Consider the following 25,148-nt stretch of genomic DNA (forward strand, 5'->3'; position numbering starts at 1 on the left):
AAGTCATGCTGAAACTCGCCCTCGGGCCGCTGCTGTATTACTGGCCGCGCGCCAAGGTCATGGAATTTTATGAGGAAATCGCGGAGACGCCGGTGGATATTGTCTACCTTGGCGAAACCGTGTGTTCGCGCCGTCACGAGCTGCGTGCGTCGGACTGGCTGGAAGTCGCCGCGCTGCTACAGAACCGCGGCAAGGAAGTGGTGCTGTCCACGCTGGCGCTGATCGAATCCAGCGCCGACCTGGGCACGCAGCGCAAGCTGACGGCGAACGGCCAATTCCACGTCGAGGCCAACGATATGGGCGCGGTGCATATGCTATCCGGCCAGTCGCGTTTCATCGCCGGCCCGCATTTGAACATCTACAACCCGCCGACGCTGGCGCTGCTGCACGGCCTGGGCGCGAAGCGCTGGGTAATGCCGCTGGAGATGAGCCGTGATGGCCTGCGCCATATGCAGGACAGCCGTCCCCCGGGTATGGAAACCGAAGTCTTCGCTTTTGGCCGCATGCCGCTGGCATTCTCGGCGCGCTGCTTCACCGCCCGCAACCGCAATCTGCCGAAGGATGACTGCCGTTTCAGCTGCATCGATCATCCGGATGGCTTGCTGATGCAGACCCGCGAGAAGCAGGCCTTCCTGATTTTGAACGGCATCCAGAGCCAGTCCGCACTGGTCTACAACCTGGTGGCGGAGCTGGAACAGATGCAGGCGCTGGGTGTGGATGTGGCCCGTCTTAGCCCGCAGTCCAGCAACATGGCCGGGATCATCGCCGCCTTTGACGCCGTGCGCAGCGGCGCCACGCCGCCACGCTCCGCAGCGGAGGCAATCTCGCCGCTGCTGCCGGCTGAAGCCTGCAATGGCTACTGGTACGGCAAACCCGGTCTGGAATATCGCATGGAGCAAGCGGCATGAACCCTGTAGCACAAAACAATTACGGTCCGGCGCAGCTGCTGCCATCCTTTCTGGCGACGCTGGGCCAGCGTCTGCCTGCCTATCCGGGCTCGCTGCTATGCGTGGCGGCGTTAAACCTGGTGCTGCGGCCGCATCTGCCGGACGATGTACGCGCCGGACTGGCGGGCCGCCATTTGCGCGTGCGCGTCAGCGATGCTGGCGTGGCGTTTGATTTTACGTGGCGTGGCGAGGGCTTTGCCGCATTGCGCAACAATGGCGTGCCGGATCTGGAAATCGGCGCCTGCACACGGGATTTCATCGCACTGGCACGGCGCGAGCAAGACCCGGACACCTTGTTTTTCTCGCGCCGTCTGTCGATGGAGGGGGATACGGAACTGGGCCTGCTGGTCAAGAATACACTGGACGCGATTGACGTCCCGGTGACGGAACTGGGCCGTCAGGCCCTGTCCCGGGTTGTCAACGCGCTTCCTGGCCGGCGCGCCGCACTCTGAAGTTTCTGAACAATGGGGCTATGCCGGTCAGCACATCCTCACCCGGATAGCCGGGAATCGCGCCGTTAATCAATGCGTCTTCGGCGCAACCGGTGGCGCGAAACTCCTGCAGGACGTAGTTGTTCACGCCCATGGCGGCCAGCATATGCGCCAGTGCGACCAGCCGCTCCGGCGGCAGCTGGTCCGGGTGCACGGTAGTCCGGCACTCATAGGCGACGCCGCTGTCGAGAATGGCGGCAACGCACTCGCGTACCGGCTCGCCGCTGCCGCCAACGCCGGTAATGCCGGCGTAGCTGTCAAACGTCGTCTTGACGTCGAAGCCGATCCAATCCAGCAGCGGCAGCACATCCCGCAAGCGGTCGGGATAGATGCACGCGGTTTCCAGGCCAACCTTGAAACCCATGGCGCGCACCTGCTGGATGGCGTCCTCCAGTGCCGGGTCCATGGTCGGTTCGCCGCCGCAGAATACCACCGCATCCAGCAGGCCAGAGCGGCGCTCCAGTGTCGTCATCACATCCTTCCAGGCGATGGGACTTTCGCGCGTGCGCTCCTGCAAATGCGGGTTCTGGCAATAGCCGCAGCGCCACGGACATCCCTGCACAAACACCACGGCGGACAGGAGGCCGGGGAATTCAGTGGCGCTGAACGGGGTATAGCCGCCCACGCGCAGTGAGCGGCGTTCCTGCTTAGGTTCCGGACTGGGCATGTGGCTCACGGAAGAATTTACGTTCGTGGAATTCGCCTTGTTTGCCGATGTTGAAGGATGAAACCGGGCGATGGTAGCCCATCACGCGGGTCCAGATTTCGCAAGGCTGGCGTTCGGCGTCGTCGAGTTTGACGGTCTGCGGATTCAATGTGTGCATGGCGTTTCCTTTGCTGGTGATTGAAGAGAGGCTTGTTTGCGGGCGATGATTTCGGCGTCGCATTTGGGACAGAACGCATGGCTGCCTTTCAGGTAGCCGTGTTTGGGGCAAATCGAGAAGGTTGGCGTCACCGTGATGTAAGGCAGGCCAAAGCGGCCCAGCGCGCGGCGCACCAGTGTGCGGCAGGCAGCGGCGCTGGACAGGGCTTCCGTCAGGTACAGGTGCAGCACGGTGCCGCCCGTGTATTTGCGCTGCAAGGCGTCCTGCTGCTCCAGAGCTTCAAACGGATCGTCGGTGTGGCCGACCGGCAGTTGCGAAGAGTTGGTGTAGTACGGCATCTGCGGTGTGCCTGCCTGCAGGATGTTGGCGTAACGCTTGCGGTCTTCCTTGGCGAAGCGGTAGGTCGTGCCTTCGGCCGGCGTGGCTTCCAGGTTATACATATGGCCAGTCTGCTCCTGGAATTCCACCATGCGCGCGCGTACGTGGTCCAGCAGGCGCAGCGCGAAAGCGTGGCCCCACGGTGTCGTGATGTCGTGCTGGCCCGATGGATCGAAATTGCGCACCATCTCGTTGATGCCGTTGACGCCCAGTGTGGAGAAGTGGTTGCGCAGCGTGCCGAGGTAGCGTTTTGTGTAGGGGAAAAGGCCGTTGTCCATGTGGCGCTGGATGACCTTGCGCTTGATCTCCAGGCTGTCGCGGCCCAGCTCCAGCAGGCGGTCCAGCGCTGCCAGCAGCGCCGGTTCGTCATTGCGGTACAGATAACCCAGGCGCGCGCAGTTGATGGTGACCACGCCCAGCGAGCCGGTTTGTTCGGCCGAACCAAACAGGCCGTTGCCGCGCTTGAGCAGCTCGCGCAAGTCGAGCTGCAAGCGGCAGCACATGGAACGGATCATGTTCGGCTTCAGCTCGGAATTGATGAAGTTCTGGAAGTAGGGCAGGCCGTAGCGCGCCGTCATTTCAAACAGCAGCTCCGCATTCGGGCTTTCCCACGCAAAGTCTTCGGTGATGTTGTAGGTCGGGATGGGGAAGGTGAAGGCGCGGCCTTTGGCATCGCCCGTCATCATGATCTCGATGTAGGCGCGGTTGATCATGTCCATTTCGGTTTGCAGCTCACCGTAGGAGAACGGCATCTCTTCGCCGGCGATGTGGGGAACCTGCTCGCGCAAGTCCTCAGGGCAGACCCAATCGAAGGTCAGGTTGGTGAATGGCGTTTGCGTGCCCCAGCGCGATGGCACGTTGAGGTTGTAGATCAGCTCCTGCATGTACTGCTTGACTTCCTCGTAGCGCAGCTTGTCCTTGCGAATGAAGGGCGCCATATAGGTATCGAAGGAGCTGAATGCCTGGGCGCCTGCCCATTCGTTCTGCAAGGTGCCGAGGAAATTGACGATCTGGCCGATGGCGCTGGACATATGGCGCGGCGGGCTGGATTCCACCTTGCCCGGCACGCCGTCCAGCCCCTCATTGAGCAGCGTACGCAGCGACCAGCCGGCGCAATAGCCGGACAGCATATCCAGGTCATGAATGTGGAGATCGGCCTCGCGGTGCGCCAGGCCGATCTCCGGCGGATAGACATGATTGAGCCAGTAATTGGCGATGACCTTGCCGGAGACGTTGAGTATCAACCCGCCCAGCGAATAGCCTTGGTTGGCGTTGGCGTTGACGCGCCAGTCCTGGCGGTCGAGGTATTCGTTGATCGAACTGGCGACGTCCAGCAGCGAGTGTTTGTCCTGCCGCAGCGTGGCGTGCTGCTCGCGATAGACCACGTAACGGCGCAGTGTCTGGCGATAGCCAGCATCGTAAAGCACTGTTTCGACATTATCCTGGACCAGCTCCACCGTCATCTTTTCATTGGCAGGCAGGGAGGACAGCTGCAATAGCACGCCCTCGGTCAGCTGGCTGGCTTTGACAGCATCGAATTCGCCACTGGCGCGGCCGGCGCGGAGCAGGGCGCTTTCAATCTTGGACAGATTGAATTCCTGCTCGCTGCCGTCACGCTTGACGATTGTGGTGTGATACAGACCTTCCATGTTCGCCCCATATCTAGTTGATTTGATCGTTTGTCTACTATATATGGTGTTTTTAACGTGGGTGGGAGCTATCTATTGATTTCTTGATCTGGCTTATCTTTTTAAGGCCGCAGCGATCTGTCTGACGAAAACGGGATCGGGCTCCGCATCCAGCCGCGTGGAGTCGGCCTGCACCGCGCCGGTGTGATTGAGCAGCGCGATGCGCGTGGTGTGATTGATCTCGCCGTTGTCCAGCGCGCGGTAGCGGATGTTGAGCGCGGAGGCGAGCATGCGCGTGTCGCTGTCATCGCGCGCCACCGCCAGGCGGTACTGGGCTGGATCGAGATTCTGCATGTGCGCCATCATCGCCAGCGATCTGGGATTATCGCGCTGCGGCGCCAGACTGATAAGCAGGATACGCAGCCGCTTGCCGTCCGGGCCAAGCGCGGTGACGGTGCGCTTGAGTGTTTCAATCACGATGGGACAGGCGGAGTGACAGTCGCCGTAGAACATGGTCACCAGCACCGGAGCACCGGCCATGTCGCGTAGCGTGAAGTGCTGGCCGCTGGTATCGGTGAGCCGGGTGTCGAGCTGATAGAGCGATGTGCTGGCAGGCGCCGTCGCTGGCGTCTCTGCCGCCGTTGATGCGACAGGCAGGACGAGGGTGACCGCTGCGGCCATGGCGGCAGCGCGCAAGATGGTTTTCATGGTGAGGCTCCTTGATCGTTGGGGACGGGATCACGCGCGCAGCGGAATCCCAGGTTGGCGCCATCCTGCCGTGCTTCCATGGCGGAGAGCAGGGCCAGGCGCATCAGGACTGCGTAGTTGCGGCGGTCTGCCAGCGAAACGGCGGCGCCGCCGCAGTAGTCGAGCTGTTTCTGTTCGCCCTTGGCGCGGCTGTCGGCGTTGACAAACAGGCCGCTGTAGTCTTCCACCCATTCCCACACCAGGCCGTGCGTGTCATGGATGCCGTAGTAGTTGGCAGGCGTGGCGGCGACGTGGCCTGGCGCCGCCTTGCCCGCATCGGCGTACCAGCGCAGGATGGCGGTGAGCCAGGCGTCGTCGTCGCGGGCGTCTGCCCGGGTGGCGTCGGCTGCGGCGGCGAACTCCCATTCGTACCAGCGCGGCAGGCGGGCATCCTCGCTGGTGCAATAGGCCTGGGCGGCGTACCAGCTGACGTGGGTGACGGGAGCGTCGTCGTCAGCGGTGTCCAGGGTGGCCAGGTAGCCCGGTGCGGTGAACAGCGCCGGGGCCTGGCCGCGTCGCCATGATGGCGACGTTTGCAGAAAGGCTTTGAATTCGCGGTTGCTAACGAGGCGGCTGCGCAGCAGGAAGGGCGCCACCCGGGCGTCGCCTGCCACGCCGTCGGCGGGCAGCACGCTGCGCAGCGGCCCGCCGGCGATGGCGCGGTAGCCGGCGCCGGAATCCGCAGGACTGGGCGCGCGGCAAATGTCTGCGAGCGCCTCGTCGGGATGCGCGCCGGCCTTGGCTGGCTGCACCGGCGCAGGGCTGGCGGCTGTGCTGCCAGTCATGCCACAGGCGACTGCCATCGACAGCGCGAGTGCGGTCCTGAAACCAGTGCGGCAATAGCCGGACGCCGGCGTTTTCATGGCTACCTCGCTTTGCGGATGTCAGCGACCTGGGTCGCCGTGATGACGGGCTTACCCTTGTTCATTTCGACGCTGACATAGTTCAGCACTGCGGCGACATCCTCGTCGCTGAGCTCCTGCTGCGGCATTACGCCGTTGTAGTGCTCACCATTGACGACGATTTCTCCGCTGCGGCCATGGAGCACGATGTGCGCCATTTCATACGGACGCTCCTTGAAGAAATCCGAATTTGCCAGTGGCGGAAAAACGCCGGCCACGCCTTCGCCTTTGGACTGGTGGCAAACCGTGCAAGTGCTGTCATACACCGATTTGCCGCGCAGGTGCTGGCCGGGTACCACGGCGACCGGTTCAGCCGCCTTGGCCGGCGCAGGCGCCACCGCTGCTTTGGCCGCAGGCAGCGGCTTCTTGATGCCTTTGCCGTAGATGGACAGGTTCTCCGGGCCGCTGACCGACAGCAGACCGATCGCCCCTTTGTTGAATGCGCGCGTCAGCGAGTGGTCCACCAGCGTCAGGTTGCCCGGCACTTTGGGCGTGAACTCGACGATGGTCGAACCACCGGCAGGCACCATGGTGGTCTGTACCTGTTCCTGATATCTGGTGCCGCCCTCGGTATAAACCTTGTCAAAGATCGCGCCAATGATGTGGAAGCTGGAGGTGATGTTCGGGCCGCCGACGCCAAAGAACATGCGGACCTTCTCATTGGTCCTGGCCGTCAGTGCATTGGCGCCGGTCAGCGCGCCATCGGCGCCGTTGAATACGACGTAGGTCGGTTTCTCGTCGATGGCCTTCTGCTGATCGAAGGCTTGCAGGCCGGGCGCGCGGTAAGCGCCCGTGGTGTAGAAGTCGCCCTGCATGACGTAGTATTCCTTGTCCACCCTGGACATGCCTTCTTTGGGCTCGACCAGTATCATGCCGTACATACCGTTCGCCACGTGCATGCCGACTGGCGCGGTAGCGCAGTGATATACGTACAGGCCAGGATTCAGCGCCTTGAACGTGAAGCTGGCTTCATTGCCCGGAGCGATCAGTGTCTGTGCGGCGCCGCCGCCAGGACCAGTCACCGCATGCAGGTCGATATTGTGCGGCAGTTTGTTGTCCGGCAGGTTCTGAAGGTGAAGTTCGACCGTATCCCCTTCACGCACGCGTATCATTTTGCCGGGCACGGTGCCGCCAAAAGTCCAGAAGGTGTACTTGGTACCCGGCGCGATTTCGCGCTCGACCTCCTCTACAGTCAGATTGACCACCACGTGAGCGGCGGTCTTGCGGCTTATCTGTGGAGGCAGCAATGGCGGAGCGACCAGCTCCTGGGTAATCACGGGCAGTACTGGTTCGGCGAAACTTTGGGATACGACGAGCAGCGCAGCGGCGACGCTGGCGGCGGCAAGCTTGAATTGCGTTTTCATCTCATTCACCTTCTGGTTGTTAATGGTTTTGCGGCGTTTCGTCCCCGGCTGCATGGCGGAAGCGTTTGGCGACACCGTCCTGCGCCATTGGTGTCGAACAGTCATGAGGGATTTTGAAACTCCTTCTGCTTTTAAAAAAGTGGGGCAGCTCAAGGCCGCCCCATATAAATCACGCGTTGTTTGCGACAGCGGCACTTCGTTCTTTACGCGCCGTCAGCAGGCGCCATGCAAACAGCGCCAGGAACAGCGTGCCGATGGCGAACACCACGTCGCCAGGGACGCGCAGCCACACCAGCGTTTCCATCAGCTTCGAGTGGATCACTTCCGGCGAGCGGGCGAACCACATGCCGGTGCTGACGCTGGCCCAGGCCTGATAGATGCCGGCTGGCGTCAGCGACATGAAGACCATCATCGCCAGGCCGATATTCAGGCACCAGAACATAGGGCGCAGCAGCGCATCGGACCAGGCCAGGCGGTCGCTCAGGCCGCGCAGGCAGAACAGCAGCAGGCCGATGCCCAGCATGCCGTACACGCCAAACAGTGCGGCATGGCCGTGGGCTGCGGTCATGTTCAGGCCCTGCATGTAGTACAGCGCGATCGGCGTGTTGATCGAAAAGCCCAGCAGGCCGGCGCCCACGGTGTTCCAGAAGCCGACAGCGATGAAGCACAGGATGGACCAGCGGTAGCTGGCAACCCACGGCGCCGCCTTCGAGCGCTGGTAGTTGCGCCATGCCTCGATACCGATCAGCGACAGCGGCACCACTTCCAGCGCCGAGAACATGGCGCCAATCGCGATCACGAAGGTTGGCGTGCCGGTGAAGTACAGGTGGTGCAGCGTGCCCAGGATGCCACCGAACAGGAACACAATCGTCTCCAGTACGATGGCATTGTTGGCGGTAGCGGCGCGGATCAGGCCCAGGCGGGTGAACAGCAGCGCAATCACGGCGGTGGCGAATACTTCGAAGAAGCCTTCCACCCACAGGTGGACCAGCCACCAGCGCCAGTATTCGATCATCGAGTAGTGGCTGTGCGGGCCCCAGGTCAGCGACGTCGCGTAGAAGCCGCCTATGCACAGTGCGGCCAGGAAGACCATCACGATCAGCCCACGGCTTTCCGATGGCTTGCGCAGCGCTGGCCATAACGCGCGGCCCAGCAGCGTGACCCAGAACAGCAGACCGACGAACAGCAGGATTTGCCAGATGCGGCCCATGCTGGTGAATTCCAGGCCCTGGTTGCCGAGCCAGAAGGCGAAGGCTGTGCCCTTGTGCTGCAGGGAGCCGATCCAGCCCATGGCGGTCGAACCAACCACGATGAACAGCAGCGCGTAGAACAGGACATTCACGCCCAGTTTCTGGAAGCGCGGCTCGTGGCCGGAGATGGCCGGTGCAATGTACAGGCCCGTCGCCAGCCAGGCGGTGGCTATCCACAATACGGCAAACTGGGTGTGGATGGTACGGCTGACCACAAACGGCAGCACGTCGGCCAGCGGGAAGCCAAAGAAGCTGTGGCCTTCCACCGCATAGTGCGCAGTAATCACACCCATGCCGACTTGCGCCAGTATCAGGCCGATCACCACGAAGAAGTATTTTTTGGTCGCCAGCATCGATGGCGTCGGTTTGAGACTGAACAGCGGATCGGACTTGGGCGGTTCTGGGTCTTCTTCTTCCCTGGCGGTGGAGTGGGCCATGACCATCGCGGCAATCGCGCCGATCATCAGGATCACACTGGCGATCGACCAGATGCCTGCGCCGGCGCTGGGGCGGTTGTCGATCAGCGGTTCATGCGGCCAGTTGCTGGTGTAGCTCAGCTCCGTTGCGCCGGGACGGTCGGTGGACGCGGCCCACGACGACCAGAACACAAACGCTGGCAGGGCGCGCAGGTCATCCTGATCCGGCACCGAGTTGGCGTTCATCGCGTATTGTTCGCGCAGATGATCCAGGCTGCGGGCATCGCCGAACAGGTCGGTGTAGTGTCTGGCGACGGCGCGCACGGCGGCTGCACGGTCGGCGGACAGCACGATGACGCCGCGGCCCGCGTCATAGGTATTGCGGCGCATCTCTTCCTTGAGGCGGGCGTTGATGGCGGCCTGGGTGGGCTTGCTCAGATCATCGAAGTTGGCGCCGTGATCGCGCCTGGCCCAGATCTGGCGCAGTTCCAGCGCTTCGCGGTGCAGCCAGTCGGCCGACCAGTCTGGCGCCACATAGCTGCCGTGGCCCCAGACTGTGCCAAGCTGCTGGCCACCGGCGGAGAGCCAGGCTTGCTGGCCGCGGTCGACCTGGCCTTCGCCGAACAGCGTATCGCCATTGGCACTGATGATTTGTTTGGGGATGGGTGGCGCCGTTAGATAGATCTCTGCACCTACCCAGCCTAGCACGGCGAAGGAGAGGGCACAGATAACGGCCAGCCAGGTCCAGAGCTTGCGGGTAGCGTGCATGGCATGGTTCCTTATGGTGGCTTGTCAAATCGACGCCGCCGATTCTAGGCGCGTGGTTTAAACATGCATATTCGATCCTCGTTTTTCTTGACGCAGGTTATGCGCGAGAGCGAGCCGGATTTCTATATGGCGGATTGTTTTGACGCCCGGCGCGCCAGCTGCCGCTATGCGGGCTGCTGCCAGGTGCAGCAGCTGCTGGCCAGGGCAAGCGATACCTTTCTGGCGACGCTGGATGAGGTGACGCTGGCGGATCTAGTTCTTTCGGCCTAGACGGGATATCCGTCATGCCGATAGTCGTGTGATGCGCTGCAGCGTAACCTGATGCCATCCCTATGTGCGTCAGGAGAAGTAAAGTGGCAAACAATAATAAAGCGGTGCAGGTACTGGTAAGCAGTACGGTGTCATTCACGATCTGCTTTGCGGTCTGGATGATGTTTGCGGTGCTGGGCATCCCCATCAAGAAGATGCTGGGCCTGAACGAAACGGAGTTTGGCCTGCTGGCGGCGATGCCGGTGTTAAGCGGTTCTCTGGTGCGCGTCCCGCTGGGCATCTGGTGCGACAAACACGGTGGCCGTATCGTGTTCTTCCTGCTGATGCTGGCCACCGTGCCGGCGATTTACCTGATCGGCAAGGCCACCGCTTACTGGCAGTTCCTGGTACTGGGCCTGTTTGTGGGCCTGGCCGGCGGTTCGTTCTCGGTCGGCACGCCGTATGTGGCGCGCTGGTTCGCCAAGGAGCGCCGTGGCCTGGCCATGGGCATTTTCGGCGCCGGTAATTCCGGTTCGGCGCTGACCAAGTTTGTGGCGCCAGCCATCATCGCGGCCTGGGGCTGGCAAGCCCTGCCCACGGTGTACGCCATCGCCATGCTGGTAACGGCCTTGCTGTTCTGGCTATTCTCGGCCACCGACCCGTCGCATCAAAGCGGCGCCAGCGTGTCCTTTGCCGACCAGGTCAAGGTGCTCAAGGATCGCCGCGTGTGGCGCTATTGCCAGTACTACTCCGTGGTGTTCGGCGGCTACGTCGCGCTGGCGCTGTGGATGACCAAATACTACGTGGGCGAGTATGGCTTCGACCTGAAACTGGCCGCGCTGCTGGCAGCCTGCTTCTCGCTGCCAGGCGGCGTGCTGCGCGCACTGGGTGGCTGGATCGCGGACCGTCACGGCGCCTACAAGGTCACCTGGTGGGTCATGTGGGTGTGCTGGGTGTGCTTCTTCCTGCTGTCCTATCCACCGACCTCGATGATCGTGCAGACCACGCGCGGTGACGTGCATATGAACCTGGCCCTGTCGCCGTGGATATTTACCGCGCTGCTGTTCATCGTCGGCACCGCGATGGCGATTGGTAAAGCCTCGGTCTTCAAATTCATCGCCGACGATTTCAGCGACAACATCGGCGCCGTGTCGGGCGTGGTTGGCCTGGCCGGTGGGCTCGGCGGTTTCATCCTGCCGATCATGTTCGGCGCCTTGCTGGATCTGACTGGCGTACGTTCCAGCGCCTTCATGCTGTTGTACGGTGCTGTCTGCGTCTCGCTGGTGTGGATGCACTACTCGTTCCGGCCAACCGTGACTGCCGCCCCCGCGCTGCAAGCCGCTTAAATAAGGAGAATTCAATGAGCAAGTACATGATTAACACGTGGGAGCCAGAGAGCTCCGCCTTTTGGGGCAGCGGTGGGCGCAGCACGGCCACCCGCAACCTGTGGATCTCGATTCCGGCACTGGCGCTGGCATTCGCTATCTGGATGGTGTGGAGCGTGGTGGTGGTCAACTTGCCCGCCATCGGCTTCAAGTACAGCACTAACCAGCTGTTCTGGCTGACGGCGCTGCCTGGCCTGTCCGGCGCCACGCTGCGTATTTTCTATTCATTCATGGTGCCTATCTTCGGCGGTCGCAAATGGACCACGATGTCAACCGCCTCGCTGCTGATTCCTGCGGTCGGCATTGGCTATGCCGTGCAGGACGTGAACACCGGCTACCCAACCATGCTGATACTGGCGCTGCTGTGCGGCTTCGGTGGCGGCAATTTCGCTTCGTCGATGGCCAACATCAGCTTCTTCTTCCCGAAGGCGCAGAAAGGCTACGCACTGGGCATGAACGCGGGCCTGGGCAACCTGGGCGTATCGGCGGTGCAGTTTGTGGTGCCGCTGGTGATTACTGCCAGTGTGTTTGGCGCGCTTGGCGGTGAGCCGCAAACCTCGCTCAAGGCAGGCGTCAGCAGCACCCTGTGGCTGCAGAACGCCGGCTTTATCTGGGTGCCGTTCATTGTGGTCAGCAGTCTGTTGGCGTGGTTCGGCATGAACGACCTGGCATCGGCCAAGGCGTCGTTTGCCGACCAGGCGGTGATCTTCAAACGCAAGCACAACTGGCTGATGTGCTGGCTCTACACCGGCACCTTTGGCTCGTTTATCGGATACTCGGCCGCCTTTCCGCTGCTGATCAAGACCCAGTTCCCGGACGTGAATCCGTTGCAGTACGCTTTCCTTGGCCCGCTGGTGGGCGCCTTGTTCCGCGTCGCTGGCGGTGTGATTGCCGACAAGCTGGGTGGCGCGCGGGTCACCGTCTGGACCTTCGCGGGCATGATCGCCGCCGTGTATGGCGTCATCATGTTCCTGCCCCATGGCGAGGTGGCCGGCCAGTTCGCTGGTTTCTTCTGGATGTTCATGCTGCTGTTTGCCGGTACCGGCATCGGTAACGCCTCGACCTTCCGCATGATTCCCGTGATTTTCCTGACCGAGCGCCAGCGCGCGGTGAAGGGGCAGCCGGAAGCCATGCAGCAGCAGGCTGTGGCCGACGCCAACAAGGAAAGCGCCGCAGTACTGGGCTTTACCTCGGCGGTGGCGGCTTACGGCGCCTTCTTCATCCCCAAGAGCTACGGTACGTCGATTGCGATGACGGGCAGTGCGGATGCGGCGTTGTGGTGCTTCATCGCCTTCTACTTCAGCTGCATCGGCATCACCTGGTGGTGCTACGCCCGCAAGAACGCCGCCATGCCCTGCTAACCGGAGAACGACCATGATACCGCTGATCCCATCCGTCGAATTCGACGCCGCGCTGGTGCGCAAATTGAACAAGATGGGGCCACGTTACACCTCGTATCCCACTGCGGACCGCTTTACCGGCGACTTTGGCGTAGGAGACTACCGCGCCGCCGTCGCGCGGCTGGACGCGGCGGGCGAGCAGGCGCCTTTGTCGCTGTATGTGCACATCCCATTCTGCGAATCGCTGTGCTACTACTGCGGCTGCAACAAGATCATCACGCAGGACAAGAGCAAGTCCACCGAGTATCTGGGCTACCTGTCGCGTGAAATCGCGCTGCAGGCCGATGTGCTGGGCGGCCGGCGCAAGGTCGATCAGCTGCACTTTGGCGGCGGCACGCCGACCTACCTGAGCGACGCGCAGATGGACGGCCTGCTGGGCCAATTGCGCGCGCGCTTCGATTTTGCGGCGGATGAAGCAGGCGAGTTTTCCATCGAAGTCGATCCGCGCACGGTGACGCCAGAACGTATTGCGACGCTGCGCCGCCAGGGCTTCAACCGAATCAGCCTGGGTATCCAGGATTTTGATACAGCGGTGCAAAAGGCCGTCAACCGCATCCAGTCCTATGAACAGACCATGGATGTGCTGAACGCCGCCCGCGCTTGCGGTTTCCGCTCCATCAGCGTGGACCTGATCTACGGCTTGCCGCTGCAAAGCGCGACCAGCTTTGCACCGACGCTGGACAAGGTAATCGCCGCGCGTCCCGACCGCATCGCGGTCTACAACTACGCCCATATGCCACAGCTGTTCAAGGCGCAGCGGCTGATCAGGGAGGAGGAACTGCCAGACCCGGAGGCCAAGCTGGACATGCTTGGCCTGTGTATCGAACGCCTGACCGCAGCCGGCTATGTCTACATCGGCATGGACCACTTCGCGCTGCCGCAAGACGACCTGGCGCGCAGCCAGCATGAAGGCCGCCTGCAGCGCAACTTCCAGGGCTATTCCACACATGCGGATGCGCCGATGGTGGCGCTGGGCGTGTCGGCGATCAGCGCGGTTGGCGATACCTATAGCCAGAACGAGAAATCGCTGACGGCGTATTACGAACGGCTGGACCGCGGCGAGCTGCCTATCGCGCGCGGGATCACGCTAAGCCAGGACGACATCCTGCGGCGCATGGTGATTGGCCGGCTGATGTGCAACTTCATTCTCGACTTCGACGGCTTGCCGATGCCGCAAGGCGTCACTGCAGCGGAATACTTTGCCGCTGACCTGGAGCGGCTGAAACCGCTGGAGGAAGAACATCTGCTTTGCCTGGGCAGCCGGGGCGTACGCGTGAAGATGCGTGGGCGTCTGTTGATACGCAATATCTGCATGGCGTTCGACCGCTATCTGCACGCACCACGGCAGGAAGGGCCGCAGCCCGCGCGTTATTCCAAAACCATCTGAGGCAGGCATGGACAAGAACAAGATCAAGGTACAGGAGTTTCTGGCGCGCGTGCCGCTGTTTAACTCCATGGGACCGGAAGAGCTGAACCGCATCGCGCTCGGGACAACGGAAGTGCGTGCGGAACGCGGGGAAGTGCTGTTCCAGCGCGGCGACGCCTGCGTGGGTTTTCACCAGGTGCTGTACGGCCAGGTCAAACTGTCGTTTACCTCGGCCAGCGGCATCGAAAAAGTGATTGAGCTGATCGGCCCTGGCCACAGCTTTGGCGAAGCGCTGATGTTCATGGGCAGTCCCTACATCGTGGCCGCGCAGGCAATGGAAGACACGCTGCTGCTGCACGTTTCCAAGCCGGTGATCTATCGCGAGATCCATCACGATCCCGAATTCGCCTGCAAGATGCTGGCGGGCCTGAGCCAGCGCATGCACTCGCTGATGTGCGATATGGAGTCCTACGCACTGCGCAACGGCACCCAGCGCGTTGTGGCCTATCTGCTGAAAGAACTGCCGGACCCGCAGGCCACGCAAGTGACGCTGCCTGTCACCAAGGCGGTGCTGGCCTCACGCCTGAACCTGACGCCCGAACACTTCTCGCGCATCCTGGCGGAGCTGAGTACACACAGGCTGATTACCTTCAAAGGGCGCAGGATCGACATTATGAATACAGAGGCATTGCGCAATCATGCAGGATATTGAAAAATTCATCAGCGGTTTTAACCGCTTCCAGCAGCAGTACTTCAATGAGAATCCCGACCTATATGGCAACCTGCGCGCGGGCCAGCGTCCCGGCACCTTGCTGATCGGCTGCTGCGATTCGCGCGTCGATCCCGTGCTGCTGACCGGCAGTGATCCGGGCGATATGTTCGTGGTGCGTAACATCGCCAACCTGGTGCCGCCCTGTACGCCGACGGCATCGGCCGGCGTCAGTTCGGCGATCGAGTTTGCCGTGTGCGAGCTGGAAGTCGAGCGCATTATCGTGCTGGGTCACGCCCGCTGCGGCGGCATCCGCGCCGTGATGGCGCCCAAGCCTGTGCAGCGTGAGACTGACTTTGTCGGCCAGTGGATGCGTATTGCCCAGCCGGTGGCGGAGCGGGTGCGGCGCGACCTGGCACACCGCAGCAGCGAAGAGCAGCATCACGCCTGCGAACTGGCCAGCATCCTGCTATCGCTGGATAACCTGCTGACCTATCCGTGGCTGAAGCGCCGCGTGGATCAAGGCAAGCTTAAACTTCATGGCTGGTACTTTGACCTGGAGAGCGGGGCGTTGATGGCGTATTCGGCGCGCCAGCAGCAGTTCCTGCCGCTGGTTTGTCCTCTGACCGAGCGTCCTGCGCATTGAGGCCAAAGGTCTCCCAGCCTTCGCCGAAGGTTTCTATCGGATGCTGGGTGCGGTCGGCGCCATTCCCGCAGATCATGGCGCCGGCCGCGCAATAGCGGTCGCATCCCCAGCAGATCAACTCCGGCCGCGCTGGCCGTATTGGAAAAGTCTTGGCCACGGCGTTCCCGATCAGGCGTATTGCAGCAGGTCGCCGCTGCGGTCAAAAGCCAGCAGACGTTCCATCTGGCCATGGCGGATGGCCTTGATCATCTTGCGCAGCGCGGCATCGGTCTGTTCGTGATCCGGCAGCTGGCTGGCGCTGCCGGACAGGGTAGTCACCAGCAGTACATCCCAGTCCTGGCCCATGCGCCTGGCTTCTTCCGCCAGATTGTGAAAGGTATCCAGCTCCACAACCTGCTTGTCGACGCACATGACCGGCACCAGCGTGGTGCGCGGACGGATGCCTGGCGTGCTGTCCGGCTCCGGTTCGGCGACGGCAAACGTCAACAGCAGCCGTTGCTGCTCCGGCTGGACGGCGGCGGCAATCAGCAGTTCTTCAAAAGTGGCGATGTTCATATGGACTCCTTGCTTTATGGCGCGCGCGATGTGGCGGCCCGACCGTATGTATAGCGCGCCTGGCGACGCCTGCCCATGCTCATGAAGGACTACCCGGCCTAGTTCTTTTGCCTTGAAATGAATCGGGAAAACCTGACCTGCATCAAAGATTTTTAGCGCAGCGGCCATGGACAATGGCGCCGCTACGAAAGGAATGTTGATGCGAACCTCAATCAGTCATCGCCGCACGGCGTGGGTGCTGGCCGCACTCACGCTGGCTGCGGTGTTATACGAAGGCTATCGCCCTGTGGGTGCCAGCGGCCTGCCGCCGCAGATGGCGCGCTGTGAGGCGGAGGGCGGTGCGCTGCGGGCGCAGATCCGCTACGACAGCGGCCGCACACTGCGCTATTGCAGCGTCGTCGCCATGTTCGCCCAGCTGGCCGCGCAGGAACAACCGGGCCTGGTGCGCGCTGCCCTGGTGCTGGATGGCGATGGCCGCTGGATCGACGCACGCAGCCTGCACGGCTATCGCGAGTTGCTGGCGGCCTGCGGCCGTACACGCTGCGGCTAGCGGCAGAATAGTCATTTGGAACTAGATGGCCTAGGCCATCTCACCACGCCGCGCCGACTTCTTGCCGATTCACACATGCTGGCGGCCTCCGTAGACTGATCTCATCGTCGCATAGGAGGTAGCATGAGTCATTTTCTGGATCGCCTGAAGTTCTTCAATAAAACCACATCGACTTTCTCCGACGGCCATGGCGCCGTCGTCGACGAAGACCGCACCTGGGAAAACGCCTACCGCCAGCGCTGGCAGCATGACAAGATCGTGCGTTCCACGCACGGCGTCAACTGCACCGGCTCCTGCAGCTGGAAGGTCTACGTGAAGAACGGCCTGATTACCTGGGAAACCCAGCAGACGGACTATCCGCGCACCCGCCCGGACCTGCCCAATCACGAACCACGCGGCTGCCCACGCGGCGCCAGCTACTCCTGGTACGTGTACTCCGCGCAGCGCGTCAAATACCCGATGGTGCGCGGCCGATTAATGGAAATGTGGCGCGAGGCGCGCAAGACCATGGATCCGGTCACGGCCTGGGACTACGTCAGCCAGGACCCTGAACGCGCCGCCAGATACAAAACCGTACGCGGTCTTGGCGGCTTCGTGCGCGCCAGCTGGGATGAAACCAATGAGATGATCGCCGCAGCCAATGCGCTGACCATCAAGAAGTATGGCCCTGACCGGGTTGTCGGCTTCTCGCCGATTCCTGCGATGTCGATGGTCAGCTACGCTGCCGGCACGCGCTATCTGTCGCTGATCGGCGGCGTTGCATTGAGCTTCTACGACTGGTACTGCGATTTGCCGCCAGCCAGCCCGCAAGTCTGGGGCGAGCAGACCGACGTGCCGGAATCGGCGGACTGGTACAACTCCACCTATCTGATGGTGTGGGGTTCCAATGTGCCGATGACCCGTACACCGGACGCCCACTTCTACACCGAAGTGCGCTACAAGGGCACCAAGACTGTCGCAGTGTCGTCGGATTTCGGCGAGATGGCCAAGTTTGGCGATATCTGGCTGGCGCCCAAACAAGGCACGGATGCCGCACTGGCGCTGGCCATGGGGCACGTGATCCTGAACGAGTATCACACCGCGCAGCAGTCCCAATACTTCACAGAGTATGCCAGGCAGTACACCGACTTCCCGATGCTGGTGCAGCTGAAGGAGCAGAACGGTGTGCTGGCGCCGGAATACTTCCTGCGCGCCTCGCACCTGGACAACAACCTGGACGAAACCAATAATCCGGAATGGAAAACGCTGGTGATCGACGAAGCCAGCGGCCGTATCGTGGCGCCGGCTGGTTCCATCGGTTTCCGCTGGGGCGAATCCGGCAAATGGAACCTGGAGATGAAAGAGGGCGGCAATGGTGCGCCGGTCAGTCCTCAACTGTCGCTGCTGGGCAGCAGCGATGACGTGGTCGCCGTTGGCTTCCCATACTTCGGCGGTAAGGACGCCAGCGATATGCTGATGCGCCACGTGCCGGTCAAGCGCCTGACACTGGCCGACGGCAGCACCGCGCTGGTTGCCACCGTGTTTGACCTGACCATGGCAAATTACGGTGTGGACCGTGGCCTGGGCGGCGGCAATGTGGCTGCCAGCTATGACGACGCCAGCGTGCCATACACCCCGGCATGGCAGGAGAAGCATACGGGCGTCAAGGCGGCCGATGTGGTCACCGTGGCCCGCCAGTTCGCCGAGAACGCTGACCGTACGCGTGGCAAGAGCATGGTGATTGTCGGCGCTGCGCTGAATCACTGGTACCACATGGACATGACCTATCGCGGCATCATCAATATGCTGATGATGTGCGGCTGTATCGGCCAGTCGGGCGGCGGCTGGGCGCACTATGTGGGTCAGGAAAAGCTGCGGCCACAAACCGGCTGGACGCCGCTGGCATTCGCGCAGGACTGGAACCGTCCGATGCGCCAGATGAACGGCACCTCGTTCTTCTACCACCACAGCAGCCAATGGCGCCACGAGAAGCTGCACACCGGGGAAATCGCCTCGCCGCTGGCGGGAGATGACGTCGCCCCCATGACACTGCTGGACTACAACGCCAAGGCGGAACGTCTGGGGTGGCTGCCATCGGCGCCGCAACTGCAAACCAATCCGCTGGAAGTAACGCGTGCGGCGGCGGCGGCGGGTGTCAAGCCGGTTGACTACGCGGTAGACCAGATCAAACAGGGCAAGCTGGAATTCTCCTGCGACGACCCGGACAATCCCGCCAACTTCCCCCGCAATATGTTTGTCTGGCGCTCGAATATCCTGGGCAGCTCGGGCAAGGGCCATGAGTACTTCCTCAAGTACCTGCTTGGCACCCAGAACGCGCTGATGAGCGATGAAGACGACTGCATCAAGCCGCAGCACGTGAAGGTACGCCCGGCGGCGGAAGGCAAGCTGGATCTGCTGGTGGTGCTGGACTTCCGCATGTCCACCACCTGCCTGTACGGCGACATCGTGCTGCCGACCGCCACCTGGTACGAGAAGGATGACCTGAATACCTCGGACATGCATCCGTTTATCCATCCGCTGTCGGAAGCCGTGCAGCCGCTGTGGCAAGCCCGTTCGGACTGGGAAATCTACAAAGGCATCGCCAGGAAGTTTGAAGAAATTGGCGGCGCCTATCTCGGCACGCAGCAAGACATCGTGCTGACGCCGCTGATGCACGATACCCCGGGTGAACTGGGCCAGCCATTCGATCCCAAGGACTGGCGCGCCGGCGAATGCGAACCGGTTCCCGGCAAGACCATGCCCAACTTTACGGTGGTGGAGCGCGATTACACGCAGATCTACCAGAAATACACCTCGATCGGCCCATTGCTGGAATCGATCGGCAACGGCGGCAAAGGCATCAGCTGGAAGACTGGCCATGAGGTGGAGGTCCTGCGTGGCATCAACCGCACGGTGCTGACGCCTGGCGTGGGCCACGGCCAGCCGCGCCTTGATACGGCGATCGATGCGGCCGAAATGATTCTGTCGCTGGCGCCCGAAACCAATGGCCACGTCGCGGTCAAGGCCTGGGAAGCGCTGTCCAGGATCACGGGCCGCGACCATACCCACCTGGCCATTCCGCGTGAGCACGACAGCATCCGCTTCCGCGATATCCAGGCGCAGCCACGCAAGATCATTTCGTCGCCGACGTGGTCCGGCCTGGAATCGGAGGAGGTGAGCTACAACGCCTGCTACACCAACGTGCATGAACTGATCCCATGGCGCACGCTGACCGGCCGCCAGCAGTTCTACCAGGATCACCGCTGGATGCGGGATTTTGGCGAGGGCTTCTGCGTCTACAAGCCGGCCATCAACACCAAGACTACGACCGCCATGCTGGGGGCCAAGCCTAACGGGAATAAGGAGATCGCGCTGAACTTCATCACGCCGCACCAGAAGTGGGGTATCCACTCCACCTACTCGGACAATCTGCGGATGCTGACACTGTCGCGTGGCGGTCCTCACGTGTGGCTGTCGGAGGTGGATGCGAAAACGGCCGGCATTGCTGATAACGACTGGATCGAGGTCTTCAACGTCAACGGTACGCTGACGGCGCGCGCCATCGTCAGCCAGCGCGTACCGGAGGGCATGACGATCATGTATCACGCACAGGAAAAAATCATCAACGTACCCGGTGCGGAGCAGTCGGGCAAGCGCGGTGGCATACACAACTCGGTAACGCGTGCGGTCACCAAGCCGACCCACATGATTGGTGGTTATGCGCAGCTGTCGTGGGGCTTTAACTACTATGGCACGGTAGGTTCCAACCGCGATGAATTCGTGCTGGTGCGGAAGATGAACAAGGTTGACTGGCTGGAAGGCCCTATGCAAGGAGTGAACGTATGAAGATCAGAGCGCAAATCGGCATGGTGCTGAACCTGGACAAATGCATCGGCTGCCACACCTGCTCGGTCACCTGCAAGAACGTGTGGACCAGCCGCGATGGCGTGGAGTACGCATGGTTCAACAACGTCGAAACCAAGCCAGGTATCGGCTACCCCAAACACTGGGAAGACCAGAACAAGTGGAACGGCGGCTGGCGCCGCACGGACAGCGGCAAGATCGAGCCGCGCCAGGGCAGTCGCCTGAAGATCCTGGCACAGATATTCGCCAACCCCAACCTGCCGAACATCGACGAATACTACGAGCCGTTCACCTACGATTACGAGCGATTGCAGAACGCGCCGCTGGTCGAAACGCCACCGACCGCGCGCCCGATCTCCGTCATCACCGGCAAGAAGATGGACAAAATCGAGTGGGGTCCGAATTGGGAAGACGACCTCGGTGGCGAATTCGCCCAGCGCAGCAAGGACACGCTGTTCGATAATATGCAAAAGGAAATGTACGGCACCTTCGAAAACACCTTCATGATGTATCTGCCGCGTCTTTGCGAGCATTGCCTCAATCCGGCCTGTGTCGCCTCCTGCCCATCGGGTTCGGTGTACAAGCGGGAAGACGACGGCATTGTGCTCATCGACCAGGACAAATGCCGTGGCTGGCGCATGTGCATCTCCGGCTGCCCATACAAGAAGATCTATTACAACTGGTCGTCAGGCAAGGCGGAAAAGTGCACCTTCTGCTATCCGCGTATCGAAGCCGGCCAGCCCACCGTTTGCTCGGAAACCTGCGTGGGCCGCATCCGCTACCTGGGCGTGCTGCTGTATGACGCCGACAAGATCGAAGCCGCTGCATCGGTGGCCGATCCGCGTGACCTGTATCCGTCGCAACTGGACCTGTTCCTGAATCCGCACGATCCCGAAGTGATTGCGGAAGCGCGCCGCCAGGGCATCCCTGACTCGTGGCTGGAGTCGGCCAAACGTTCGCCGGTGTACAAGATGGCGGTGGAGTGGAAGGTGGCGTTCCCGCTGCATCCTGAATACCGTACGCTGCCAATGGTGTGGTACATCCCGCCACTATCGCCGATCCAGGCTGCCGCCGAATCGGGCCGCATGGGCAGGAACGGCATCCTGCCGGACACGCAAAGCCTGCGCATTCCGGTGCAGTACCTGGCCAACCTGCTGACCGCCGGTGACCAGCCGCCTGTCATCAGGGCGCTGGACCGCATGCTGGCGATGCGCGCCTATATGCGCAGCAAGAGCGTGGACGGCAAACCTGACCTTGAAGTGCTCAAGCAGGTGGGCCTGGAAGCGGAGATGGTCGAAGACATGTACCACATCATGGCGATTGCCAATTACGAAGACCGCTTCGTCATCCCCAGCAGCCACAAGGAGATGGCCGAGGATAGCTTCAACGAGAAAGGCAGCTGTGGCTTCAGCTTTGGCAACGGTTGTTCGGATGGCGTCAGCGATGCCAGCTTGTTCGGCAAGCGAAAACACGGCTCGGAAATCTTCATGATGATGCCGAAGTCGCGCAAGAAAAAGGAGAACGTCGATGTCTAAGCCAGGCTACAAGGTGCTGTCGGCACTGCTGCTGTACCCGGAACCGGAGCTGCTGGAAGACCAGGCGGCGCTGAATGAACTGCTGCTGGAGCAGGAACCGGAGTGGCATGCGGCATTGGGTGGACTGTTTTCCTGGTTCGCCTGCACGCCGCTGATCGAACTGCAGCAGCAGTATGTGATGACGTTTGACCGCAACCCTTCGCATTCGCTGCACCTGTTCGAGCATATTCATGGCGAGTCGCGCGACCGTGGCCAGGCCATGGTGGACCTGATGGCGGAGTATCGCAGCCACGGCCTGGAGATGGTCGGCGACGATCTGCCGGACTACGTGCCGCTGTTCCTGGAATTCCTGTCGCAGCAAACGGCGCAGGATGCGGAGCGCCTGCTGGGCGACGCCATCCACGTGCTGACCCACATCGGGCGCAAGCTGCGGGCCAACGGCAGCCCTTACGCCGCCATCTTCGACGTGCTGCAGACGCAGACCAGCGTACAGGCGGAAGAATTGCGCGGCCCGCCGGTACGCGATATGGACGAGGCCCTGGAGACTTTCGGCCCTGGCGCTGACGGCATCGAACCGTTGCTCAAGCCGGGAGCCGGGTCGTTGCCCGGCGGCGCGCATCCGATCAATTTCTATCCCAAGGCGGCAGCGCCGCGGCATCATTGAAGGAGACTGCCATGAACTATCTAAATCAATTTTTGTTTGGGATCTACCCCTACATCGCACTGGTGATCTTCTTCGTGGGTAGCCTGATACGCTTCGACCGCGAACAATATACCTGGAAGTCGGAATCGAGCCAGACGCTCAATACCGGCATGCTGCGTCTTGGCAGCCCCCTGTTCCACGTCGGCGTGCTTGGCCTGTTCTTCGGCCACGCGGCCGGCCTGCTCACGCCTGTGTGGGTGTGGGATGCACTGGGCGTCAGCCACACCGTCAAGCAACTGGTGGCGATGACGGCGGGTGGCCTGATGGGGGCCATGTGCCTGCTGGGACTTCTGATGCTGCTGGCGCGCCGTTTCAGCAATGACCGCGTGCGTGCCCGCACCACCTTCAAGGACAAGCTGGTGCTGCTTTGGCTGCTGGCTACCTTGCTGCTTGGCCTGTCGTCGATCTTTGTCTCGGCCGGCCACCTGGATGGCTACATGATGGTGCTGCTGATGACCTGGGCGCAGCATATCGTGACCTTCCGCGGCGATGCCGCTGGCTTTATCGAGACCGCGCCGCTGATCTTCAAGCTGCATCTGGTTATGGGCATGTCGCTGTTTGTGATTTTCCCGTTCACACGTCTGGTACACGTCTGGAGCGGTTTCGGTGCGGTGACTTATCTGAGCCGTGCATATCAACTGGTGCGTTCGCGCTGAGGGGAAGAGAATGGGGATTGCAGTCAACGGCGTGGACATCAACGACAGCGCCATCGAAGCAGAAATCGTGCATCACCAGCAGGCCGGCAATCCGCTGCGCGAAGCGGTGCATGAAGTGGTGCTGCGCCGCGTGCTGCTGGACGAAGCGGCGCGGCTGGGTGTCGGCGGCGCCAATGACGACGAACGCATCGAAGCGCTGTTTGCGCAAGAAGTGATGGTGCCGCAGGCGGACGAGCAAGCCTGCCTGCGCTACTACCTGGCCCATGCGGAGCGTTTCCGCAGCGGCGATCTGGTGGAGGCGCGCCACATCCTGTTCCAGGTGACGGATGCCTCGCCGCTGGATCTGCTGCGGCAGACGGCGGAGGATATCCTCGCCGAGCTGCAGGCCAGACCCGAGCGCTTTGCCGAACTGGCGGGCCAGTATTCGAACTGTCCGTCCGGCGCGATCGGAGGCAGCCTGGGGCAGCTGGCACGAGGCCAATGCGTGCCCGAATTCGAGGAGCTGCTCTTCCGCCTGCAACCGGGCGAGCTGTCCGGCCGTCTGCTGGAAACGCGCTTTGGCCTGCATATCGTGCAGGCGATGCGGCGCGTGGCAGGGCAGGTGATCCCGTTTATTACCGTGCAGGCGCAGATCGCCGATGAGCTGCAGCGCCAGTCCTGGCAGCGCGCGCTGCACCAGTACCTGCATATCCTGGTCGGCCGCGCCGACATCGACGGCGTAGAGCTGGAAGGCACAAGCTCGCCACTGGTGCAATAGTTATAAAGAACTAGGCCGGCTACGCCGTCATGTGAAGTGGCAGGACGCGCGCCGGCCCTTACAATGGTGTTACACCATTCAAGACAGGAGAGCGACGATGTTAAGCGACCGTTTTGGTCGATCGATCGACTATCTGCGGGTGTCGGTGACGGATCGCTGCGATCTGCGCTGCACGTATTGCATGCCCAAGGACTTCAAGGGGTATGAGGATCCGCCGGACTGGCTGACTTTTTCAGAAATCGAGCGTGTGGTTGCAGCCTTCGCACGGCTGGGCACCTCGCGCGTGCGCCTCACCGGCGGCGAGCCGCTGACGCGCCGCAATATCCCTCAACTGGCTTCACGTTTGTCCTCGCTGCCGGGAATCCGCGACCTGTCGCTGTCCACCAACGGCACGCGGCTGGCGCGTTATGCCGAGGCGCTGAAGGCGTCTGGTGTCACGCGCGTCAATGTCAGCCTGGATACGCTGGACCGCGACTGCATGGCCAATATCACGGGACGCGACTGTCTTCCGGTGGTGCTGCAAGGCTTGCAGGCGGCGAAGGATGCGGGGCTGGCGCCGGTCAAAATCAATATGGTTGCCATGCGTGGTGTGAACGATGCCGAGATCGACGCCATGGCGGCGTTCTGCATCGAACAGCAGTTCATGCTGCGGCTGATCGAAGTCATGCCCATGGGGGCGACGGGGCAGAATACGTCCTACCTCAACCTGGCGCCGGTGCAGGCGCGCCTGGCGGCAAAGTTTGACCTCAGGCCACAGGCGCTGGAGCTGGGCGGCGGGCCTGCGCGCTACTGGGCGACGGCGGATGGCCAGGCCAGCATTGGTTATATCACGCCCATGTCGCAGCACTTCTGCGCCACCTGCAACCGCGTGCGGCTATCGGTCGACGGCACGCTGTATCTGTGCCTGGGACAGGAACAGCAGTATCCGCTGCGTCCTTTGCTGCGCGGCGGCGCCAGCGACGCGCAACTGGAGCAGGCGATACGCGAGGCCATCGAACTCAAACCGCAGGAGCATGACTTTAACCGTCAACCGGAGAAGATCATCCGCCTCATGTCGCAAACAGGCGGCTGAGCTGCCG

General features: G+C 61.9%; 24 protein-coding genes. 15 read left to right on the forward strand and 9 right to left on the reverse strand.

Features of this window, described 5'->3' with window-relative positions; all coding sequences use genetic code 11:
* Positions 1-5: 5 nt before the first annotated feature.
* Together GTP58_RS04395 and GTP58_RS04400 are read left to right on the forward strand one after the other, a co-directional pair.
* Positions 6-908 (forward strand): U32 family peptidase, encoded by a 903-nt coding sequence (locus GTP58_RS04395; protein WP_161076415.1) that lies wholly within the window; start codon positions 6-8, stop codon positions 906-908.
* Positions 905-1,399, forward strand: a complete 495-nt coding sequence (locus GTP58_RS04400; protein ID WP_161076416.1) for an SCP2 domain-containing protein — start codon at positions 905-907, stop codon at positions 1,397-1,399. The genes GTP58_RS04395 and GTP58_RS04400 overlap by 4 nt, the downstream gene beginning before the upstream one ends.
* Here GTP58_RS04400 and GTP58_RS04405 read toward each other — a convergent pair.
* From GTP58_RS04405 to GTP58_RS04435, 7 genes are all read right to left on the reverse strand, one after another.
* The gene (locus tag GTP58_RS04405; RefSeq protein ID WP_161076417.1) at positions 1,365-2,105 is read right to left on the reverse strand and encodes an anaerobic ribonucleoside-triphosphate reductase activating protein; all 741 of its coding nucleotides are present in this window, start codon (positions 2,103-2,105) and stop codon (positions 1,365-1,367) included. The genes GTP58_RS04400 and GTP58_RS04405 overlap by 35 nt on opposite strands.
* A complete protein-coding gene (nrdD, locus tag GTP58_RS31580; RefSeq protein ID WP_072783926.1) occupies positions 2,086-2,262 on the reverse strand; it encodes an anaerobic ribonucleoside-triphosphate reductase in 177 nt (58 codons plus the stop codon). Before nrdD ends, GTP58_RS04405 begins: the two co-directional genes overlap by 20 nt.
* Positions 2,250-4,289, reverse strand: coding sequence for a ribonucleoside triphosphate reductase (locus GTP58_RS04415; protein ID WP_161076418.1), 2,040 nt, complete (start codon positions 4,287-4,289; stop codon positions 2,250-2,252). Before GTP58_RS04415 ends, nrdD begins: the two co-directional genes overlap by 13 nt.
* Before the next feature lie 93 nt (positions 4,290-4,382).
* Positions 4,383-4,976 (reverse strand): SCO family protein, encoded by a 594-nt coding sequence (locus GTP58_RS04420; protein ID WP_161076419.1) that lies wholly within the window; start codon positions 4,974-4,976, stop codon positions 4,383-4,385.
* Complete coding sequence (locus GTP58_RS04425; protein ID WP_229215416.1) at positions 4,973-5,878, reverse strand: formylglycine-generating enzyme family protein; 906 nt, start codon at positions 5,876-5,878, stop codon at positions 4,973-4,975. The genes GTP58_RS04420 and GTP58_RS04425 overlap by 4 nt, the downstream gene beginning before the upstream one ends.
* A 2-nt stretch (positions 5,879-5,880) precedes the next feature.
* Complete coding sequence (nirK, locus tag GTP58_RS04430) at positions 5,881-7,281, reverse strand: copper-containing nitrite reductase (protein WP_161076420.1); 1,401 nt, start codon at positions 7,279-7,281, stop codon at positions 5,881-5,883.
* A 169-nt stretch (positions 7,282-7,450) separates the two neighbouring features.
* Positions 7,451-9,715, reverse strand: coding sequence for a nitric-oxide reductase large subunit (locus tag GTP58_RS04435; RefSeq protein WP_161076421.1), 2,265 nt, complete (start codon positions 9,713-9,715; stop codon positions 7,451-7,453).
* A gap of 99 nt (positions 9,716-9,814) precedes the next feature.
* Between GTP58_RS04435 and GTP58_RS04440 the strand changes: the two genes are divergently transcribed.
* From GTP58_RS04440 to GTP58_RS04465, 6 genes are all read left to right on the forward strand, one after another.
* Positions 9,815-9,985 (forward strand): hypothetical protein, encoded by a 171-nt coding sequence (locus GTP58_RS04440; RefSeq protein WP_161076422.1) that lies wholly within the window; start codon positions 9,815-9,817, stop codon positions 9,983-9,985.
* 62 nt (positions 9,986-10,047) lie between these two features.
* On the forward strand, positions 10,048-11,310 hold the full coding sequence (locus GTP58_RS04445; protein WP_161076423.1) for a nitrate/nitrite transporter: 1,263 nt from the start codon (positions 10,048-10,050) through the stop codon (positions 11,308-11,310).
* Between the two features lie 14 nt (positions 11,311-11,324).
* The gene (locus GTP58_RS04450; RefSeq protein ID WP_161076424.1) at positions 11,325-12,710 is read left to right on the forward strand and encodes a NarK family nitrate/nitrite MFS transporter; all 1,386 of its coding nucleotides are present in this window, start codon (positions 11,325-11,327) and stop codon (positions 12,708-12,710) included.
* Positions 12,711-12,723: 13 nt separating this feature from the next.
* On the forward strand, positions 12,724-14,136 hold the full coding sequence (hemN, locus tag GTP58_RS04455) for an oxygen-independent coproporphyrinogen III oxidase (RefSeq protein ID WP_161076425.1): 1,413 nt from the start codon (positions 12,724-12,726) through the stop codon (positions 14,134-14,136).
* A gap of 7 nt (positions 14,137-14,143) precedes the next feature.
* Positions 14,144-14,827: a Crp/Fnr family transcriptional regulator gene (locus GTP58_RS04460; protein WP_161076426.1), complete on the forward strand. Its 684-nt coding sequence runs from the start codon at positions 14,144-14,146 to the stop codon at positions 14,825-14,827.
* Positions 14,814-15,470: a carbonic anhydrase gene (locus GTP58_RS04465; RefSeq protein WP_161076427.1), complete on the forward strand. Its 657-nt coding sequence runs from the start codon at positions 14,814-14,816 to the stop codon at positions 15,468-15,470. The genes GTP58_RS04460 and GTP58_RS04465 overlap by 14 nt, the downstream gene beginning before the upstream one ends.
* Here the strand turns inward: GTP58_RS04465 and GTP58_RS04470 are convergent.
* Together GTP58_RS04470 and GTP58_RS04475 are read right to left on the reverse strand one after the other, a co-directional pair.
* Positions 15,355-15,627, reverse strand: a complete 273-nt coding sequence (locus GTP58_RS04470) for a DUF3079 domain-containing protein (RefSeq protein ID WP_161076428.1) — start codon at positions 15,625-15,627, stop codon at positions 15,355-15,357. The genes GTP58_RS04465 and GTP58_RS04470 overlap by 116 nt on opposite strands.
* Before the next feature lie 11 nt (positions 15,628-15,638).
* A complete protein-coding gene (locus GTP58_RS04475) occupies positions 15,639-16,025 on the reverse strand; it encodes a hypothetical protein (RefSeq protein ID WP_161076429.1) in 387 nt (128 codons plus the stop codon).
* Between the two features lie 199 nt (positions 16,026-16,224).
* On the opposite strand from GTP58_RS04475, the gene GTP58_RS04480 reads away from it, so the two are divergent.
* The 7 genes from GTP58_RS04480 to moaA all read left to right on the forward strand — a co-directional run bounded on the left by GTP58_RS04480 (position 16,225) and on the right by moaA (position 25,141).
* Positions 16,225-16,575 carry a hypothetical protein gene (locus tag GTP58_RS04480; protein ID WP_161076430.1) on the forward strand — a complete coding sequence of 117 codons (351 nt, stop codon included), beginning with the start codon at positions 16,225-16,227 and terminating at the stop codon, positions 16,573-16,575.
* Between the two features lie 123 nt (positions 16,576-16,698).
* A complete protein-coding gene (locus GTP58_RS04485) occupies positions 16,699-20,400 on the forward strand; it encodes a nitrate reductase subunit alpha (protein WP_161076431.1) in 3,702 nt (1,233 codons plus the stop codon).
* Positions 20,397-21,953: a nitrate reductase subunit beta gene (gene narH / locus GTP58_RS04490; protein WP_161076432.1), complete on the forward strand. Its 1,557-nt coding sequence runs from the start codon at positions 20,397-20,399 to the stop codon at positions 21,951-21,953. Before GTP58_RS04485 ends, narH begins: the two co-directional genes overlap by 4 nt.
* Positions 21,946-22,617: a nitrate reductase molybdenum cofactor assembly chaperone gene (narJ, locus tag GTP58_RS04495; protein WP_161076433.1), complete on the forward strand. Its 672-nt coding sequence runs from the start codon at positions 21,946-21,948 to the stop codon at positions 22,615-22,617. The genes narH and narJ overlap by 8 nt, the downstream gene beginning before the upstream one ends.
* 11 nt (positions 22,618-22,628) lie before the next feature.
* Positions 22,629-23,312 (forward strand): respiratory nitrate reductase subunit gamma, encoded by a 684-nt coding sequence (narI, locus tag GTP58_RS04500; protein WP_161076434.1) that lies wholly within the window; start codon positions 22,629-22,631, stop codon positions 23,310-23,312.
* A gap of 10 nt (positions 23,313-23,322) precedes the next feature.
* Positions 23,323-24,069 carry a peptidylprolyl isomerase gene (locus GTP58_RS04505; RefSeq protein ID WP_161076435.1) on the forward strand — a complete coding sequence of 249 codons (747 nt, stop codon included), beginning with the start codon at positions 23,323-23,325 and terminating at the stop codon, positions 24,067-24,069.
* A 97-nt stretch (positions 24,070-24,166) separates the two neighbouring features.
* Positions 24,167-25,141, forward strand: a complete 975-nt coding sequence (gene moaA / locus GTP58_RS04510) for a GTP 3',8-cyclase MoaA (protein ID WP_161076436.1) — start codon at positions 24,167-24,169, stop codon at positions 25,139-25,141.
* Positions 25,142-25,148: the final 7 nt, after the last annotated feature.

The sequence above is a fragment of the Duganella sp. CY15W genome, assembly GCF_009857555.1.
In the GTDB taxonomy this organism is placed as follows: Bacteria; Pseudomonadota; Gammaproteobacteria; order Burkholderiales; family Burkholderiaceae_D; genus Rugamonas; species Rugamonas sacchari.

Excerpts from the sequence above, each read along its gene's own strand:
- nirK (WP_161076420.1), bottom strand. The coding sequence starts at position 7,281 with ATGAAAACGCAATTCAAGCTTGCCGCCGCCAGCGTCGCCGCTGCGCTG.
- GTP58_RS04400 (WP_161076416.1), top strand. The coding sequence starts at position 905 with ATGAACCCTGTAGCACAAAACAATTACGGTCCGGCGCAGCTGCTGCCA.
- GTP58_RS04435 (WP_161076421.1), bottom strand. The coding sequence starts at position 9,715 with ATGCACGCTACCCGCAAGCTCTGGACCTGGCTGGCCGTTATCTGTGCC.
- hemN (WP_161076425.1), top strand. The coding sequence starts at position 12,724 with ATGATACCGCTGATCCCATCCGTCGAATTCGACGCCGCGCTGGTGCGC.
- GTP58_RS04480 (WP_161076430.1), top strand. The coding sequence starts at position 16,225 with ATGCGAACCTCAATCAGTCATCGCCGCACGGCGTGGGTGCTGGCCGCA.
- GTP58_RS04420 (WP_161076419.1), bottom strand. The coding sequence starts at position 4,976 with ATGAAAACCATCTTGCGCGCTGCCGCCATGGCCGCAGCGGTCACCCTC.
- GTP58_RS04505 (WP_161076435.1), top strand. The coding sequence starts at position 23,323 with ATGGGGATTGCAGTCAACGGCGTGGACATCAACGACAGCGCCATCGAA.
- GTP58_RS04395 (WP_161076415.1), top strand. The coding sequence starts at position 6 with ATGCTGAAACTCGCCCTCGGGCCGCTGCTGTATTACTGGCCGCGCGCC.
- GTP58_RS04460 (WP_161076426.1), top strand. The coding sequence starts at position 14,144 with ATGGACAAGAACAAGATCAAGGTACAGGAGTTTCTGGCGCGCGTGCCG.
- moaA (WP_161076436.1), top strand. The coding sequence starts at position 24,167 with ATGTTAAGCGACCGTTTTGGTCGATCGATCGACTATCTGCGGGTGTCG.
- GTP58_RS04405 (WP_161076417.1), bottom strand. The coding sequence starts at position 2,105 with ATGCCCAGTCCGGAACCTAAGCAGGAACGCCGCTCACTGCGCGTGGGC.
- GTP58_RS04445 (WP_161076423.1), top strand. The coding sequence starts at position 10,048 with ATGTGCGTCAGGAGAAGTAAAGTGGCAAACAATAATAAAGCGGTGCAG.
- GTP58_RS04425 (WP_229215416.1), bottom strand. The coding sequence starts at position 5,878 with ATGAAAACGCCGGCGTCCGGCTATTGCCGCACTGGTTTCAGGACCGCA.
- GTP58_RS04415 (WP_161076418.1), bottom strand. The coding sequence starts at position 4,289 with ATGGAAGGTCTGTATCACACCACAATCGTCAAGCGTGACGGCAGCGAG.
- GTP58_RS04465 (WP_161076427.1), top strand. The coding sequence starts at position 14,814 with ATGCAGGATATTGAAAAATTCATCAGCGGTTTTAACCGCTTCCAGCAG.
- GTP58_RS04475 (WP_161076429.1), bottom strand. The coding sequence starts at position 16,025 with ATGAACATCGCCACTTTTGAAGAACTGCTGATTGCCGCCGCCGTCCAG.
- GTP58_RS04485 (WP_161076431.1), top strand. The coding sequence starts at position 16,699 with ATGAGTCATTTTCTGGATCGCCTGAAGTTCTTCAATAAAACCACATCG.
- GTP58_RS04450 (WP_161076424.1), top strand. The coding sequence starts at position 11,325 with ATGAGCAAGTACATGATTAACACGTGGGAGCCAGAGAGCTCCGCCTTT.
- nrdD (WP_072783926.1), bottom strand. The coding sequence starts at position 2,262 with ATGCACACATTGAATCCGCAGACCGTCAAACTCGACGACGCCGAACGC.
- narH (WP_161076432.1), top strand. The coding sequence starts at position 20,397 with ATGAAGATCAGAGCGCAAATCGGCATGGTGCTGAACCTGGACAAATGC.
- narI (WP_161076434.1), top strand. The coding sequence starts at position 22,629 with ATGAACTATCTAAATCAATTTTTGTTTGGGATCTACCCCTACATCGCA.
- narJ (WP_161076433.1), top strand. The coding sequence starts at position 21,946 with ATGTCTAAGCCAGGCTACAAGGTGCTGTCGGCACTGCTGCTGTACCCG.
- GTP58_RS04440 (WP_161076422.1), top strand. The coding sequence starts at position 9,815 with ATGCGCGAGAGCGAGCCGGATTTCTATATGGCGGATTGTTTTGACGCC.